The following is a 16,548-nucleotide window of genomic DNA, read 5'->3' on the forward strand; positions in this document are numbered from 1 at the left end:
TCCCGAACACAAAAAAACCGCCGATTTGCAGCGGCGGTTTTTTTGTTGCGGATAACTTACCGAACCAGGTCGTTTTTGATGATTTTCGGAGTAATGAAAATCAGCAGTTCACTGCGCAGCTCAGTGCTCTGGGTGCGCTTGAACAACCTACCCAGGTAGGGAATGTCGCCCAAGAACGGTGTTTTGGTAGTAGTTTCGGTGTTGGTCGATTCGAAAATACCGCCCAGAACGATGGTTTCACCGTTGGCGACCAGTACCTGAGTTGTCACCGAGTTGGTGTTTATGGCCGGGCCGTCGGGGGTGTCTTCGCCACGGGAGTCTTGATTCACCTCAAGGTCCATGATGATTTTGTCATCCGGTGTGATCTGCGGCGTTACCTCCAATGACAACACCGCTTCTTTAAACGACGTAGTGGTGGCGCCGCTGCTGCTGGCTTCCTGATACGGAATTTCCGTACCCGATTTGATAGACGCGGTCTGGCGATCCGCGGTTACAACTCGTGGCTGAGACACAATTTCTGCTTTGCCATCGCTTTCCAAAGCCGACAGCTCAAGGTCTACCAGAAAGTCGCCGCCACTGAAACCAACCGCAAACGATGAGGCACTATCGCCAGATACGCCAAGATCTACCGCCAAAGCGCCAGGGAAGGTAACCGAAGTTGAATTCGCACCGTCGGCGCTCATTACACCGCCGACCGTTTCCAGAGAACCACCAACAATCGTTTCGTTGTTGCCATTATTACCATAAGAAGCACCGCCCCAGCGAACGCCCAGGCTCTCGGCCACGCTGGTCTGCGCACGTACAATCCTGGCTTCGATGGAAACCTGACGCCCGGGCACATCCCAAGTGGACACCAGGCGACGGATCTCATCGAGTTTCTCAATGGTTTCACGCACACTGATGGTGTTGGTTCGGGCGTCTGAGGAAATGAAACCGCGGCTGGAAATAAGCTCTTGGTCAGCCTGCACCAGCGCTACCACTTCCGCCGCTTTGGCGTAATTGACCTGAATGATGTCAAGGCGCACCGGAGCCAGCTCAGCGATTTGCTTACTGGTTTCCAGTTCCAGCCGTTCACGAGCCGCAATTTCGTCAGCCGGCGCTACCAGTAACACGTTGCCGATCTGGCGCTTGTCCAGGCCTTTGGTTTTCAAAATCAGATCCAGCGCCTGATCCCAAGGCACGTTCTGCAAGCGCAGAGTAATGCTGCCACCAACGGTGTCACTGGCCACCAGGTTCAAGCCGGTAAAATCGGCAATCAGCTGAAGCACCGAACGAACTTCAATATCCTGAAAGTTTAGCGAGAGCTTTTCGCCGGAATACGGGAACTTCTCCTCGCGGCGGGTTTCCGCCTCTTCCTCGCTTAGCCGTTCAACACTCACGGTAAATTCGTTGCCAGACTGGTACGCAATGTAGTCGTAATCACCTTCCGGACGAATTTCTATGACCGCACTGCCACCCTCAATAAAGGTGTCGATCCGTTGTACCGGCGTGGCGAAATCTGTGACGTCCAGACGGCGGCGCAGGCGCTCGGGCACGGTCAGATCCGGCATGGTCAGGCGAATTTTTCCGCCCAGCTCGCTCAGGTCAACCTGAGTCGTCGCACTGGCCAGACGCACCACCACACGGCCTTCACCTTGTGCGCCGCGACGAAAATCAACGCCCACCAACGCCGGCGCTGCGTCCGCTGACGAGGCAACAGGGCTGGCAACGTCAGATCCAGAAACGTCACTGGCTACGTCGGCGGAATCGCCGCCAATAATCATAACCAACGAGTTTTTATCGCGCTGTGTGGTGTAAGGAACCAGCTCAATCAGGTTGAAAATAAGGCGGGTGCGGTCGTTGGTTTCAACAACGGTCATGCTTTGCGCATTCCCGCTACCCAGCGGCAGGCTGCGGGCACCCAGAGCGCTGGTGGTGTCTTTCAGGTCTACCGCAATACGGGCCGGGCGTTCAATGGTGTAACCCGTCGGCTCAGGCGGTGGGCCGTCAAACTGCAAAGTCACTTCCAGCCGATCCCCGGGTAAAGAAGAAAACGACACATCCTGCAAAGTGGCAGCGCTAGCCAGGCTGGACAAAAACCCAACGGTTAACGCGCAGACAATTACGTTGAGTTTTTTGAACATCGCTAGCCTCGGCTTCAAGCATTTTTGTGCATTCATATTGCTGTTATTCATCATCGTGCCGCTCCATCGCTATCACCTTCGTCCAGCGACAGTTGGCGCGGGCGTTCTACCCATCCGCCACGGCCGTCGGGCACGATTTCCAACAGTTCGACGCGGGTCTCGCCTACACCCACAATACGACCGTAGTTTTTACCGATAAAATTGCCGCTGTTGATACGGTGAATGCCGCCACTGTTGTCTTTTAACAAGGCAAACAGCGTGCCTGCACTGTTACGCAGGGTGCCCACCATATCCAGATCTTTCAGATCGAAGTTTTCCAGCACTTCCCGCGGCCGGTCCAGATCCGGCTTTACGTCACTCATCGCTTGCTGTTCCTGCTCGCTGATCATCGTCAACTGCACGTCGATGGGCGGCTCAAACGGCGAGCGCTGATCTGCCGCCGAATAGCTAAACGCCTCGTAAGCGTTGAACTCCGGCAATGGTTCGACAAAACCCCGGGGTTTTGCGCGGGTCTCTTCCATAAACACGTCAAGATCGGAAAAGCCGCTGCTCTGGGAGCAGGCTGTCAGCGACAATGCCAGGCACAGGCCCAGACAGGCTTTTCCGGCATGGTTTACCGTCATGCTCATTCTCCGGCCCGGTAGCGATAGGTCCGGGCAACAACCTGCATGTCCAGCTGATCGTTGTCCGCTCCGGTGGGTTTGATGGTCAAATCATGCAAAGTCACAATACGCGGCAAGCTCGCCACGCTGCTAACAAACGCAGCCAGCTTATGGTATGAGCCCGACACCCGAATATTTATAGGCAATTCGGAATAAAAATCCCGTTTCTGCTCCGGCTGCAGCTTCACTTCCTGCAAAGCCAGACCGCTACCCAGCGCGGTATTGGTAATGTCTTCCAAAAGGCCTGGCACTTCGGTTTCACTCGGCAACTGACGTACCAGCGCCCCGAAGGTCTCTTCCATTTCGACCATCTGCGCTTTGAACACGCTGAGGTTAGCCACCTGATAAGCCTTGCTCTCATAACTCTGGCGCAGCTCCAGCTCTGTACTTTTCACCCGGTCCAGTTGCGCAAACTGGTCTTTTATAAAGAACCAGTAGCCGCCACCCATAATCAAGCCAAACACCAGCAGAAGCACAATGGCTTTGACCGGTGCCGGCCAGATACCGGCGTTATTCATGTCCAGATCGTTGATATCGAATTCGTTCAGGCTTTTCAGCGAGTCCGCTAGGCTCATTATTTCTCCTCCCCTTCAACGACGCCAGGGGTTTGCTGACTGACGGACAGATTGAACTGACTGTAACCTGCACGGCGGGCATCCGCCGCCGACACGTTGGACAGATTGGGATTGGTAAACCAGTCGGAATCTTCAAATTGCCGCATCAGCGACGAAATCCGGCTGTTAGACTCTGCCATACCTACAACATCCAGGCGGTCACCGACTTTCTTCAGATCATTGAAATACAGGCCATCGGGCACGGTGCGGACCAGCTCGTCGAATACCCGCACAATAACCGGGCGCTTGCCCTGCAAGTCCTGAATGACCTTCATGCGCGCCAGCAGCTCGTTACGTTTACGCTTCAGGCTTTCAATTTCTTTAATCTGCTCATCAAGCTTGCTAGTGGCTGTTGAAATATAAGCATTGCGGGATTGTTGGTAAGCAATGCGGCTGTCTACATTATTTTTCCACAAAAACGCCAAACCGCCTGCAATAATGGCAGCGCCCAGCAGCATCACCACAAACTGTTTCTGTTTTTCTGCGCGCAGCTCTTCACGCCAAGGCCGAAGATTGATTCTTGCCATCAGTCGAAGCTCCTCATTGCCAGACCACACGCGATCATCAACGAGGGGGCATCGTTACTCAACGCCGACGCATTAACCCGCGAGCTCACAGCCATGTCCGCGAACGGGTTGGCTACCAGCGTGGGCGTGCCCGTTTTTTCCTCTACCATGTCAACAAGCCCGGGTATTGCCGAAGTGCCGCCGGCCAAAACCACATAATCCACCGAGTTGTACTGGCTGGCACCAAAAAAGAACTGCATCGCCCGAGCGACTTGCTGCACCACCGCCTCGCGAAACGGATTCAGCACTTCGGCTTCATAATCGTCGGGCAAACCACCCTGCTTTTTGGCCAGGCCGGCTTCCTCCAGCGACAGACCATAGCGGCGCTGGATTTCTTCGGTTAGCTGTTTGCCACCAAAAACCTGTTCGCGGGTATACACAGTTTTGCCTTCGGCAATCACGCTCAGCGTAGCCATGGTGGCGCCCACATCCATGATCGCCACAACCAGATCGTCGGCGTGGGAGTTCAATTGCGATTCAATCAGTTGATAGGCACGTTCGAGGGCATAGGCCTCTACGTCAACCACTTTGGTGGTCAGGCCGGCAATATCCAGTGCGCCTTGGCGCACATCAACGTTCTCTTTGCGGCAGGCAGCAATCAGTACATCAACCTTATCCGGATTGGCTTCAGAGGGACCCTGTACCTCGAAATCAATCGCGACTTCATCCAGCTGATAAGGAATGTATTGGTCGGCCTCCAGGGCAATCTGGTCTTCCATTTCGAATTCGTTAATGCCGCCATCCATCTGGATCACTTTGGTGATCACCGCGGAACCGGACACGGCAACGGCCACTTGCTTGACGCCGGAGCGGGATTTGGATACCACACGTTTGATCACGTCACCTACGGCTTCGACGTTCGTGATGTTCTTTTCCACCACGGCATTTGCAGGTAAAGGTTCGACGGCGTAGCTTTCAACCCGAAAGCGGTCGCCCTGTTTTGACAGCTCCAAGAGCTTGACCGAGCTTGAGCTTATGTCCAAGCCCAGCACAGCACAGGATTTCTTCCCGAAATATCCAAACACGCGCTCACCCTATAACTGGTTAATTGCAGCCGGTTATGTACTTTATATGTTTTTTATTTAAGAGAAATTCTTCTGTATTCCGATTACAATCCCTATTGTTCTTAACGCAGGGCTTTTGTATCAGCGAAGTAGTCTTCCTTCCTAATACAATGGTTCAAATCATAGACCTATATCCAACTGTTGTCAGAAAAAAATGTCCTATTTGATGCGTACTTCTCGCCTTTTCATCTGGCTTTTTCTAACCGGACTGAGTGTTGCCCTTGTCCTCGGTTCCGGCTTCTATTTGTATCTTCGGCCCGGCCTGCCCGCCGCCGAGCAGTTGTTTGATATAAAGCTGCAAACACCGCTGCGGATATTCAGTCAGGACGGCAAATTAATAGCAGAATTTGGTGAAAAAAGAAGGGCACCCGTCACAATCGAGCAAGTTCCCGAGCGCCAACTGCAAGCATTTCTCGCTGCAGAGGACGCCCGTTTTTATGAGCACTTCGGCGTGGACATAAGAGGTTTAGCGCGAGCCGCACTGGAACTGGCTTCTACCGGCCAAATACAGTCCGGCGGCAGCACCATTACCATGCAGGTAGCAAAAAACTACTTTTTGTCGCGAGATCGCACGTTCATTCGTAAATTCAACGAAATTCTGTTGGCTCTGCAAATTGAGCGTGAGCTGGACAAAGACACAATCTTTGAGCTTTACCTGAACAAGATCTATCTAGGCAACCGCGCCTACGGCATTGCTGCCGCCAGCCAGGTTTATTACAACAAACCCGTGAACGAATTAACGCTGGCCCAAATGGCCATGCTGGCCGGCCTGCCAAAGGCACCGTCGGCTTTTAACCCCTTGGCAAATCCAAGCCGCGCTCTGGCACGGCGAAACTGGATATTGGGGCGCATGAAAGAGCTTGAGATGATTTCTCAGGACGACTACGAACAAGCCGTTAATGCCGAATTGACAGCCACCTATAATGCCACCGAAACCGAAGTGGACGCCGACTACGTCGCTGAAATGGCCCGCTCCGAAATGGTCAGGCGCTTTGGCGATAACGCCTACACCGATGGCTATTCGGTAACCCTGACCGTAGACAGCGTAAAACAGCAAACGGCCACTGACGCCCTGCGCCAGGGACTGGAAGCCTATGATCGGCGTCACGGATTTCGCGGTGCGGTGGGAACCATTGACACAAAATCATTGAACGCCAACGAACTCGCCGCGGCCCTGCGCCCTTACCCGAGAACCGGGCCGCTAATTCCTGCGGTGGTTCTGCAAACCGATGACAATAACGGCACAGCCAAGCTGCATGCCCGTTTCTTTGGCCCCGTAACCATGGCACTTGACACCATGACGTGGGCCCAGCGTTACCGCACAGAAAACCTGACCGGCCCGGCGCCAAAAAAACCGTCAGACGTGCTCAGCCCTGGCGATGTGGTTTATGTAAAAGCGCTGAATAACCCGGCTCCGCAGCCCACCGACGACATCCAAGTGCAAGATCTTACCGACATGGTGCGAAACGTAGCGCTGTATCAGGTGCCGCGAGTAGAAGGCGCGCTGATCGCCTTAACCGCAGAAACCGGTGCCATCGAAGCACTGAGTGGCGGCTATAGCTTCGGGCAAAGCAAATACAACCGCGCTATCCAGGCCAAGCGTCAACCCGGCTCCACGTTTAAGCCATTTCTTTACCTGAACGCTCTGGAATCCGGCTTTACCCCGGCAACGCTGATTAATGACTCGCCCATCGTTCTGGAAGAAAAAGGTCAGGAAATTGCGTGGCGCCCGCAAAATTCATCCGGCCAGTTCTACGGCCCAACACGCCTGCGCGAAGCCCTGTACCGCTCACGCAACCTGGTGTCTGTCCGTTTGCTGCGCGACCTGGGCATCCAGCCGATGCTGGATTACCTCGAACAGCTAAAAGTACCCACTGCAGACATGCCCGCCAATCTATCTCTGGCCTTGGGCAGCGGCTTGCTATCACCAATTGAACTGGCGCGGGGCATGGCCGTTATTGCCAACGGTGGCTATGACGTACAGCCTTTCCTGATCCGCCAAATTGACGACGCGCGCGGCACGGCGATTTACAAAGCACCTGAAGTGATTCTTTGCGACAGCAATTGCGGTAACGTCGTTGAAATTGAAGACATCGGCTTGCAGGACACAGACAACAGCGGTGACACAAACGACGATTTTATTGTGACCGAACTGAGCGCCGACCCTCTGGATAGCGTTGTGCAAGCGCCAGCCCGACTGATGCCAAGACTGGCCGACGAGCGTTCGGTGTACATTTTGCACTCCATGATGCGTGACGTAATCAAACTGGGCACCGGTCGCCGTGCCAGCGCTCTGAACCGGGACGATCTTGCTGGAAAAACCGGTACCACCAACGAGCAAATAGACACCTGGTTTGCCGGCTTCAACTACCAGCAGGCGGTTATTTCCTGGGTCGGCTTTGACCAGCCAGCACCCTTGGGCCGAAACGAATTCGGCGCTAGCACCGCCCTGCCCATCTGGATCGACTACATGAAAGTTGCTCTGGACCAGACGCCCTCTGCGAATATGCCGCGCCCCAATGGCATTGTGAATGTGCGCATTAATGCAGATACCGGCAGGCGCGTCCACCCCGGCGATGAGGGCGTATTCGAGCTGTTCCGTGAAGAAGACGAACCCGAGGCCATCAGCGCAGAAGAACGCGGCGGATTGGGAACGGGCGACACCGACGATATTTCGCGGCAGCTGTTCTAGGCAACGGGTCACGGTTGGCCTAAATGCAGTTATTCTAAATAGCGAATCGAGCGCCCACAAAAAAACCGGCAGAGCCATTATTAAATGGGCACCGCCGGTTTTTTATTCGCTTAACGCCTGGCCGATTAAATAATATCGTCCATGGATTTAAGCGGGTAATGCGCCGGGTACGGGTTACGAGCTACACCGCTGTCAACTGCTGCACGGGCAACAGCGGCCGGAACCATTTCCAGCAAACGCACGTCCATCGGCTTTGGAATAATGTAATTCCTGCCGAACTCGAAGCTGTCAGCGCCGTAAGCTTCACAGATGTCCTGCGGCACAGGCTCTTTGGCCAATTCGCGGATAGCGTTTACCGCAGCAATCTTCATCTCTTCGTTAATCACTGTCGCACGAACATCCAGAGCGCCACGGAAAATGAAGGGGAAGCCCAGCACGTTGTTCACCTGGTTAGGGTAATCTGAGCGGCCAGTAGCCAAGATCAGATCATCGCGCACTGCGTTAGCAATCGCCGGGTCAATTTCCGGATCCGGATTTGAACAGGCGAATACAACCGGGTTAGGTGCCATTTTCTTGAGCTGTTCACCGCTCAGCAAGTCCGGGCCAGACAAACCCACAAACACATCGGCGCCGTCGATGGCGTCGTCCAGAGTACGCTTGTCAGTGTCGTTGGCGAACATCGCCTTGTACTGGTTCAAATCGTCGCGGCCAGAGTGGATCACACCCTTGCGGTCCAGCATAAAGATATTCTCGGAACGCGCACCACAGCTGATCAACAGCTTCATGCAGGCAATGGCGGCAGCGCCGGCACCCAGGCACACAATGGTGGCTTCTTCGATTTTCTTGCCCTGCAGTTCCAGCGCGTTGAGCATGCCGGCGGCCGTTACAATGGCGGTACCGTGCTGATCGTCGTGGAATACAGGTATGCTGCACTTTTCAATCAGCGCCCGCTCGATTTCAAAACACTCGGGCGCTTTGATATCTTCGAGGTTGATGCCTCCAAAGGTATCGGCAATGCGTTCAACGGTTTCAATAAAAGCCTGAGGGCTTTCAGAATTGACTTCAATATCAAATACATCGATACCGGCAAAGCGCTTGAAAAGAAGGCCTTTACCTTCCATTACCGGCTTGCTGGCCAATGGGCCAAGATTACCCAGACCCAAAATCGCGGTGCCGTCAGTAATGACCGCCACCAGATTGCCTTTCATGGTGTATTTATAGGCATTTTCCGGATCACGGGCGATCTCGCGGACCGGCTCGGCTACCCCGGGACTGTAAGCCAATGCCAGATCGCGGGCTGTTTTCGTAGGCTTGCTGATTTCTACACTCAGCTTGCCAGGCCGCGGCTTGGCGTGATATTCAAGGGCTGCTTCTTTCAGATCTTGAGACATTGCCACTATTCCGTTTGTCACGTTTAAGGGTGTAAAGCCGCCGTACTGAACTTTCGGTATACTGAACTTTCAGTGTACTGAACTACCGATGTACTTATAGCGGGGGCAGCATTATGGCCCGCGCCGCAGAAAACGACAAGGGCAATCCTATCACCCGGTGAAGCGTCAATACGTCTTATTGCGTATGTTCGACCACAGATGCCAGCTCCGTCATTTTCTTGGGACAAAAAAAAGCGCCCAAAGGCGCTTTTTCGCAATTCGCTGGCATTAATCTTCTTTCTTGCCAACAATACGACCACCGAAACGCTTCTGGAAACGGTCAATACGGCCGCCGGTATCCATAACTTTCTGCTTGCCGGTATAGAACGGGTGACACTGTGAACACACGTCTAACTGCAGGTCACGTCCAACGGTAGAACGGGTATGGATCACATTACCGCAAGAACAGGTAGCGGTGATGTTTTCGTACTTAGGGTGGATACCTTCTTTCATGGCGAACCTCGTCAGGTTATGCCGCCACCTGGTCACGATTACGGCTGTTCCGAAGAATGTTCCGGAGAGTGTTCCGTATGCCAGGCACCGCATATTTGAATCAATAAGAGAGACGGGGCACAATCGGCCCTGCCCAACAGAGCGCGAATATTACGTGCAAACTGCCACCCAGGCAAGCGCCACACTCCTGAATTCCAATGCCCACCGGCGCAGGCCGCCGCAAATGGCGCCTGCACAAGGATACGAACATACCGTGACACCAATAGCCATTGCAGCGCCTGCCAGGCACAACTTCCATTCAGATGCGCAAAACCCGTGACCAGGGTTGTACGCATCGCCATGAACCGCCCGCTGCGGCGGCTGTTTGACTATACCCTTGGCGCCGGCCTAAGCCTTCAGCCCGGCCAGCGGGTTCAGGTTCCCTTTGGCCGCCAGCAGATAACCGGTCTGGTAACTGCGGTTGGCGTAACCCCGCCGCCCGGGGTTCCGCTAAAGCCGGTTCGAAGCGCTATGGAAGACTGGCCTGCGCTGCCAAGGGAAACACTGCGGCTGCTAAGTTGGGCCAGCGACTATTACCAGCACCCCTTGGGTGAATGCCTGTTTACGGCTTTGCCGCCAGCCCTCAGGCGCGGCCGGCCAGCATTGCGCAAAACCGAAGCCTGGTGGCAAGCCCGCAGCAGCGGTGCGGAGCTGCCACCCCAGGCCCACCGTCAAAAAGCCTTGCTAGCCTGGCTCTTGCAATATTCCCAGGGCGCGGCAACAAGCGCCATTCTAAGTGCCGGCTTTAATCGCAGCCAGTTGAAGACCCTGGAACAAAAGCAGCTGATTGAAGCCGCCGAACCTGTGCTGGCAACAGCCTCAACAGAGAGCTTTGCGGCGCCCACCTTATCACCGGCACAAACAGATACCGCCGCGCAGCTCCCAGACCCGGCTCAGGGCTTTAACGCCTGCCTTCTATACGGCATCACCGGCAGCGGCAAAACGGAAATCTACCTGCACTACCTAAAACAACATTTGGGTGAACAAGATCAGGCCCTGGTGCTGGTGCCGGAAATAAACCTGACACCGCAAACCGTGGCCCGCTTCCAGCGCTATTTTGGCCAGCGGATTGTGGTGTGGCATTCGGCACTGAACGACAGCGAACGCCTGGACACCTGGCTGAAAATACGCCACGGCGAACCGGTCATACTTATCGGCACCCGCTCGGCGGTTTTGCTGCCCTTTACCGGTTTGCGCACGCTGATTGTGGATGAAGAGCATGACAGCTCCTACAAGCAGGGCGAAGGCTTTCGTTATTCGGCGCGAGACCTTGCGGTATACCGCGCCCACCTGAACAAATGCCCGGTGATACTCGGCTCGGCCACGCCCTCGCTGGAATCCTGGTACAACGCGCAGCAGGGCAAATACACCTTGGCCACACTGGAGGAGCGGGCCGGCAACGCCAGGCCACCGCATATAAAACTGCTGGACATTCGCAGCCGGCCTTTAGAAGGCGGCCTGTCGCGCCCCGCCCTTAACGCTATCAAACAGGTTCTGGACAACGGCGAGCAGGTATTGGTGTATGTGAACCGCCGCGGCTTCGCGCCGGTCATGATGTGTTTTGACTGCGGCCACATGGTGGAGTGCCCTCGCTGCGATACCCGCCTGACTTATCACCGCCGCGATAACGCCATGCGTTGCCACCACTGCGACTTTCAGGCCGCCGCAACAACCCAGTGCCCGAAGTGCCAAAGTGATGCGTTCAAGCCTGTGGGCCAGGGCACCGAGCGTAGCGAAGACATACTAACCACCGCCTTCCCTGACACCCCGGTGGTGCGGGTTGACCGCGACAGCACCCAACGTAAAGGCAGTATCCAAGCCATTCTGAAAACCGTAAACACCGGCGAGCCTTGCATCTTGGTGGGCACTCAAATGCTGGCCAAAGGCCACGATTTTGCCAATGTCACATTGGTGGTTGTGGTGAACGCCGACGGCGGCCTGTTCAGCGTAGACTTCCGCGCCCCGGAACAGCTTCTACAAACCCTGCTGCAGGTCAGCGGCCGTGCGGGTCGAGGCGACAAGCCCGGCACCGTGCTGGTGCAGACCTGCCATAGCGACCACCCACTGCTAAGAACACTTTGCACGGGCCGCTACGGGGATATGGCCAAACAGCTTTTGGCCGAGCGCGAAGGCGGCCAGCTGCCGCCCTACCGTGCCATGGCCATCTTCCGCGCCGAAGCCGACACCATGGAAAAAAGTTTGCAGATACTGGACACCATAAAACCCCTTGCCCAGGCACCGGGCCTGGAAATCTGGGGCCCACTGCCAGCGTTGATTGCCCGTCGCGCCGACCGCTACCGCGCCCAGCTGGTGTTAAACGCTGATAACCGCAAGCGCCTGAACAAAATCCTCGCCGACGTTTGCCAGCATCTGGATCAACAAAAACAACCCTCCGGCAGCCGCTGGATGATCGACGTAGACCCGCAGGAGACAGGCTAGTGTCTTCTGTCACGCTCTGTCACCCTCTACCATTCCGCCTGGCTTTTGCTTACAAAACCAGTTTCCGCGATAATGGAGCGCTTCTACTCTGGTGGGCGCGCTGCCCCATTTCCACTTCCGTTCAGCCGAGCTATTCAACAGCATGAAAGAGACCGTTTCCGACCTGCTTCAGTCTGCCCTGGCCGCGCTGCAATCTGAAGGCGTTTTGCCGGCAGATCAAAGCTTTGCGCCACAGATTGGCAATACCAAAGACAAATCCCACGGCGATTATGCGTGTAACATTGCGCTGATGGCAGCCAAGTCCGCTGGCTGTGCGCCGCGCAAACTGGCGGAGGCGCTGGTAGCCAACTTGCCGGCCAGTGCAGCGGTCGACAAAGTAGAGATTGCCGGGCCGGGTTTTATCAACTTTTTCATGAGTACGGCCAGCGCCTTTGGCGTTGTGAATACGGTTCTAGAACAGGCTGGAAACTTTGGCTGCAACCAAAGCGGCAAGGGCGAAAAAGTCCAGGTAGAGTTTGTTTCCGCCAACCCCACCGGCCCTTTGCACGTGGGCCACGGCCGTGGTGCTGCAATCGGTGACTGCATTTGTCGGCTGCTGGATGCGAACGGCTACCAGGTTACCCGCGAGTTTTATTACAACGACGCGGGCGCCCAGATCAACAACCTGGGGCTGTCCGTTCAGGCCCGGGTAAAAGGCCTGACACCGGATCACGAAAGCTGGCCTGAAAATGGTTACCGCGGCGACTATATTGCCGACGTGGCCGAGGCCTATCTAGCCGGCAAGACGATTACAGCGGACGACCGCTCGGTGACCGGCCAGGCCGAGCCAGACAACCTTGAAGCCATCACGGATTTTGCCGTGGCCTATCTGCGCCGCGAGCAAGATTCTGATCTGAAGGCCTTTGGCGTCGAATTCGACGCGTATTTTCTGGAATCGTCGCTGTACAACGACGGCAAGGTTGAAGCCACCGTAAAGCGCCTGCAGGAAAACGGCTACACCTACGAGGATGGCGGCGCACTGTGGCTGAAAACCACCGAATTTGGCGACGACAAAGACCGGGTTATGCGCAAAACCGACGGCGGCTACACCTATTTTGTGCCGGATGTGGCCTATCATCTGGACAAGTGGCAGCGCGGTTTCAGCACGGTTATTAACGAACAGGGCGCCGACCACCATTCAACCGTTACCCGGGTTCGCGCCGGTTTGCAGGCGTTGAATATCGGTATTCCAGAAGGTTGGCCAGATTATGTGCTGCACCAGATGGTGATGGTGACCCGCGGCGGTGAAGAGGTGAAAATCTCCAAGCGCGCGGGCAGCTATGTCACCCTCAGCGACCTGATTGAAGAAGTAGGCCGCGACGCCACCCGTTTCTTCCTGGCCGCACGGCGAGTGGATTCCCAGCTAACCTTTGACATTGATCTTGCGCGCTCGCAAACCAACGAAAACCCGGTGTATTACATCCAGTACGCTCACGCCCGCATTTGCAGCGTGTTGCGCAAACTGGCTGCCGAAGGTGTACAGCGAGGCCGTCACGAATGCGTAGGCGACCTGACTCTGCTGACGCTGGATGAAGAAAAAGAACTCGCTAACCAGTTGGCGAAATATCCAGAGCTGGTCGCCAGCGCCGCTGCCCAGCGCGAGCCCCACACGCTGAGCCAGTACCTGCGAGAATTGGCCGGCCTGTTCCACAGCTATTACAACGCCCATAAGGTGCTGATTGAAGACACCGCCCTGCGCGATGCCCGCATCAGCTTGTACCTGGCCGTACGCCAGGTGATCGAAAATGGCCTGGGCCTGCTGGGCGTTAGCGCTCCGGAAGAGATGTAACCAAAAAAATGCCGCGAGACTACGCCCGCAAATCGTCACCTAACCAGGCCACTACGCCTCGTCAAAAGCCGGGCAAGCCGGCCCGGCCTGCCCTCACCCGAGCGCCGAAAGCGGCGGCTCCGGCCCGGGCTCAACACGGAAGCCTGTCGATGAAATCGGTATTGGCACTGGCGGCAGTGGGCGGTTTTATCGGCTTCATTGTGTACTTGAACAGCTTACCCGGCAGTGACGCACCCGCTAAAAGCGCCACACCCACGGTTCAGCCCGCACCGGCCAAAGCACCGGCGCTGGCAAAACCGGAAGCTACCAAACCCAATTTTCACTTTTACGAAATGCTACCGGAAACCGAGGTGATGCCGTCTACGGTAGACGAATACACGCCCGGACCGGGCCGCCCGCAAGTGGATTACATGCTGCAGTCCGGCTCGTTCCGCAAGGCCGAAGATGCCGAGCGCCAGCGCGCCGAAATTGCTTTCCAGGGTTTGCGCGCAGCGGTGCAAAAAATCGATCTGGAAGACGGCAATGTGTGGTATCGGGTGAATGTAGGCCCGTTTACATCCCGCAGTCACATGAACGCTGCTGTGGACAAGTTGGTGTCTATCAGCATTCAGCCGCTGGTGCGGAAAATCCCCAAAAAGGGTTAGTCTCTTTTGCTCCTGATGCGTAAATCTAACACTGAGCGCTGAACGTTCTGCCTTGAAAATCGCGGCGCTGCCTCCATAACTGCGCTAACACATTCGATCAGGCAACTGGAGCCCACATGACCACCATACTTTCCGTACGCCGCGACGACGAAGTCACCATGGGCGGTGACGGCCAGGTGTCCCTTGGCAACACCGTGATGAAGGGCAACGCCCGCAAAGTGCGCCGTTTGTACAACGGCCAGGTGCTGGCGGGCTTTGCCGGGGGTACCGCCGATGCGTTCACCCTGTTCGAGCGCTTCGAAGCGCAGCTGGAAAAACACAACGGCAACCTGACCCGCGCCGCGGTGGAGCTGGCCAAAGACTGGCGATCAGACCGGGCGTTACGAAAACTTGAGGCCCTGCTGGCGGTGGCCGATAAAACTGCCTCACTCATCATTACCGGCAACGGTGATGTTATAGAGCCAGAAATGGGCCTGATTGCCATTGGCTCCGGCGGCCCTTTCGCCCAGGCATCCGCCCGCGCGCTGCTAGAGAACACCAACATGAGTGCCCGCGAAATTACCGAAAAAGGCCTGATCATAGCGGCTGACATCTGTATTTACACCAACCAGAACCGCACCATTGAAGTGCTTTCTGCCAACGATTAAGCCGGAGCGATCATGTCTGCACTGACTCCCAGAGAAATTGTCCTCGAACTGGACAAACACATTGTTGGCCAGCAGGAAGCCAAGCGCGCGGTAGCGATTGCCCTGCGCAATCGCTGGCGCCGGATGCAGCTCAACGAAGAGCTGCGTGAAGAAATCAGCCCCAAAAACATTCTGATGATTGGCCCCACCGGTGTCGGTAAAACCGAAATTGCCCGGCGCCTGGCCAAACTGGCCGACGCACCCTTTCTGAAAGTGGAAGCCACCAAATTCACCGAAGTGGGTTATGTCGGTCGCGATGTAGATTCCATCATTCGCGACTTGGCTGACATGGCGGTGAAAATGCTCCGTGAGCAGGAAATGAAGCGCCACGAAAACAGCGCTCTGGACGCCGCGGAAGATCGCATTCTAGACGCCCTGTTGCCACCGGCGCGGGATGTCAACAACGACAGCAAGCCGAAGGAAGAGTCGACTACCCGCCAGATGTTCCGTAAAAAACTGCGGGAAGGCGAGCTGGACGACAAAGAAATCGAGATTGATCTGCGCAACAGCAGCGCCGGCGTTGAAATCATGGCGCCGCCGGGCATGGAAGAAATGACCAACCAGCTGCAAAGCATGTTTGCCAACATGTCCCAAGACAAGCGTAAAACCCGCAAGATGCGGGTGGCCGATGCCCTGCGCCGGGCGAAAGACGAAGAAGCCGGCAAGCTGGTGAATGAAGAAGAAATCAAACAGAAAGCGGTACAGGCTGTTGAGCAAAACGGCATCGTGTTTCTGGATGAAATCGACAAAGTGGCCAAACGCTCTGAAAACACCTCCTCGGATGTGTCCCGCGAGGGCGTTCAGCGTGACCTTCTGCCGCTGATTGAAGGCAGCACGGTCACCACCAAGTACGGCGCTATTCGTACCGATCACATCCTGTTTATCGCCTCTGGTGCCTTCCATCTGACCAAGCCGTCAGACTTGATTCCAGAGCTGCAGGGCCGCCTGCCTATTCGGGTAGAACTGCATCCGCTGACGCCAAACGATTTCAAGCGAATTCTGACCGAGCCGGATGCCTCGCTGGTGCAGCAGTACGAAGCTTTGATGGGCGCCGAAGGCCTGAAACTCAGCTTTACCGACGACGCCATCACCCGTTTGGCCGAAGTGGCGTGGAAAGTGAACGAGAACACCGAAAACATCGGCGCGCGGCGTTTGCACACCATGCTGGAAAGACTGCTGGAGAGCCTGTCATTCGATGCCGGCGACAAGGTGACGGAACAATTCGAAGTGACTGCCGAGTACGTCGAGGAAAAGCTGGGTAAACTGGCGGAAGACGAAGATTTAAGCCGCTACATTCTGTAGCGGGCG

13 protein-coding genes are annotated in these 16,548 nt (G+C 55.8%); 6 read left to right on the top strand and 7 right to left on the bottom strand.

Features of this window, described 5'->3' with window-relative positions:
• Positions 1 to 56 precede the first annotated feature (56 nt).
• Genes pilQ through ATG98_RS03890 form a run of 5 tightly spaced genes read right to left on the bottom strand, consistent with a single transcriptional unit; the run spans position 57 to position 4,990 of the window.
• A complete protein-coding gene (gene pilQ, locus ATG98_RS03870) occupies positions 57 to 2,174 on the bottom strand; it encodes a type IV pilus secretin PilQ (RefSeq protein WP_098421726.1) in 2,118 nt (705 codons plus the stop codon).
• Entirely contained in the window at positions 2,174 to 2,746 is a 573-nt protein-coding gene (locus ATG98_RS03875) for a pilus assembly protein PilP (protein ID WP_098419581.1), read from the bottom strand. The genes pilQ and ATG98_RS03875 overlap by 1 nt, the downstream gene beginning before the upstream one ends.
• A gap of 2 nt (positions 2,747 to 2,748) precedes the next feature.
• Positions 2,749 to 3,360, bottom strand: a complete 612-nt coding sequence (locus ATG98_RS03880; protein WP_098419582.1) for a type 4a pilus biogenesis protein PilO — start codon at positions 3,358 to 3,360, stop codon at positions 2,749 to 2,751.
• Positions 3,360 to 3,926, bottom strand: a complete 567-nt coding sequence (locus tag ATG98_RS03885) for a PilN domain-containing protein (RefSeq protein ID WP_098419583.1) — start codon at positions 3,924 to 3,926, stop codon at positions 3,360 to 3,362. The genes ATG98_RS03880 and ATG98_RS03885 overlap by 1 nt, the downstream gene beginning before the upstream one ends.
• Positions 3,926 to 4,990, bottom strand: coding sequence for a pilus assembly protein PilM (locus tag ATG98_RS03890; protein ID WP_098419584.1), 1,065 nt, complete (start codon positions 4,988 to 4,990; stop codon positions 3,926 to 3,928). The genes ATG98_RS03885 and ATG98_RS03890 overlap by 1 nt, the downstream gene beginning before the upstream one ends.
• Positions 4,991 to 5,183: 193 nt before the next feature.
• Here ATG98_RS03890 and ATG98_RS03895 point away from each other — a divergent pair, with 193 nt between their 5' ends.
• A complete protein-coding gene (locus ATG98_RS03895; RefSeq protein ID WP_098422183.1) occupies positions 5,184 to 7,721 on the top strand; it encodes a penicillin-binding protein 1A in 2,538 nt (845 codons plus the stop codon).
• 125 nt (positions 7,722 to 7,846) lie between these two features.
• Here ATG98_RS03895 and ATG98_RS03900 read toward each other — a convergent pair whose 3' ends face one another.
• Positions 7,847 to 9,112: a malic enzyme-like NAD(P)-binding protein gene (locus tag ATG98_RS03900; protein WP_098419586.1), complete on the bottom strand. Its 1,266-nt coding sequence runs from the start codon at positions 9,110 to 9,112 to the stop codon at positions 7,847 to 7,849.
• Between the two features lie 267 nt (positions 9,113 to 9,379).
• The gene (gene rpmE / locus ATG98_RS03905; RefSeq protein WP_098419587.1) at positions 9,380 to 9,604 is read right to left on the bottom strand and encodes a 50S ribosomal protein L31; all 225 of its coding nucleotides are present in this window, start codon (positions 9,602 to 9,604) and stop codon (positions 9,380 to 9,382) included.
• A gap of 315 nt (positions 9,605 to 9,919) precedes the next feature.
• Between rpmE and ATG98_RS03910 the strand changes: the two genes are divergently transcribed.
• The 5 genes from ATG98_RS03910 (at position 9,920) to hslU (ending at position 16,542) form a co-directional block, all read left to right on the top strand.
• The gene (locus ATG98_RS03910) at positions 9,920 to 12,082 is read left to right on the top strand and encodes a primosomal protein N' (RefSeq protein ID WP_098422184.1); all 2,163 of its coding nucleotides are present in this window, start codon (positions 9,920 to 9,922) and stop codon (positions 12,080 to 12,082) included.
• 142 nt (positions 12,083 to 12,224) lie between these two features.
• Positions 12,225 to 13,910 carry an arginine--tRNA ligase gene (gene argS / locus ATG98_RS03915; protein ID WP_098424364.1) on the top strand — a complete coding sequence of 562 codons (1,686 nt, stop codon included), beginning with the start codon at positions 12,225 to 12,227 and terminating at the stop codon, positions 13,908 to 13,910.
• An 8-nt stretch (positions 13,911 to 13,918) separates the two neighbouring features.
• Entirely contained in the window at positions 13,919 to 14,554 is a 636-nt protein-coding gene (locus ATG98_RS03920) for an SPOR domain-containing protein (RefSeq protein WP_098419589.1), read from the top strand.
• Between the two features lie 116 nt (positions 14,555 to 14,670).
• Positions 14,671 to 15,201, top strand: coding sequence for an ATP-dependent protease subunit HslV (gene hslV, locus ATG98_RS03925; RefSeq protein ID WP_098419590.1), 531 nt, complete (start codon positions 14,671 to 14,673; stop codon positions 15,199 to 15,201).
• A gap of 12 nt (positions 15,202 to 15,213) precedes the next feature.
• The gene (gene hslU / locus ATG98_RS03930; protein WP_098422185.1) at positions 15,214 to 16,542 is read left to right on the top strand and encodes an ATP-dependent protease ATPase subunit HslU; all 1,329 of its coding nucleotides are present in this window, start codon (positions 15,214 to 15,216) and stop codon (positions 16,540 to 16,542) included.
• Positions 16,543 to 16,548: the final 6 nt, after the last annotated feature.

The organism is Marinobacter sp. LV10R520-4, assembly GCF_002563815.1.
Lineage (GTDB): Bacteria > Pseudomonadota > Gammaproteobacteria > Pseudomonadales > Oleiphilaceae > Marinobacter.

Bases quoted from the DNA above. Each gene is read 5' to 3' on its own strand.
- pilQ (WP_098421726.1), bottom strand. From the start codon at position 2,174: ATGAATAACAGCAATATGAATGCACAAAAATGCTTGAAGCCGAGGCTA.
- ATG98_RS03875 (WP_098419581.1), bottom strand. From the start codon at position 2,746: ATGACGGTAAACCATGCCGGAAAAGCCTGTCTGGGCCTGTGCCTGGCA.
- ATG98_RS03880 (WP_098419582.1), bottom strand. From the start codon at position 3,360: ATGAGCCTAGCGGACTCGCTGAAAAGCCTGAACGAATTCGATATCAAC.
- ATG98_RS03885 (WP_098419583.1), bottom strand. From the start codon at position 3,926: ATGGCAAGAATCAATCTTCGGCCTTGGCGTGAAGAGCTGCGCGCAGAA.
- ATG98_RS03895 (WP_098422183.1), top strand. From the start codon at position 5,184: ATGTCCTATTTGATGCGTACTTCTCGCCTTTTCATCTGGCTTTTTCTA.
- ATG98_RS03900 (WP_098419586.1), bottom strand. From the start codon at position 9,112: ATGTCTCAAGATCTGAAAGAAGCAGCCCTTGAATATCACGCCAAGCCG.
- rpmE (WP_098419587.1), bottom strand. From the start codon at position 9,604: ATGAAAGAAGGTATCCACCCTAAGTACGAAAACATCACCGCTACCTGT.
- argS (WP_098424364.1), top strand. From the start codon at position 12,225: ATGAAAGAGACCGTTTCCGACCTGCTTCAGTCTGCCCTGGCCGCGCTG.
- ATG98_RS03920 (WP_098419589.1), top strand. From the start codon at position 13,919: ATGCCGCGAGACTACGCCCGCAAATCGTCACCTAACCAGGCCACTACG.
- hslV (WP_098419590.1), top strand. From the start codon at position 14,671: ATGACCACCATACTTTCCGTACGCCGCGACGACGAAGTCACCATGGGC.
- hslU (WP_098422185.1), top strand. From the start codon at position 15,214: ATGTCTGCACTGACTCCCAGAGAAATTGTCCTCGAACTGGACAAACAC.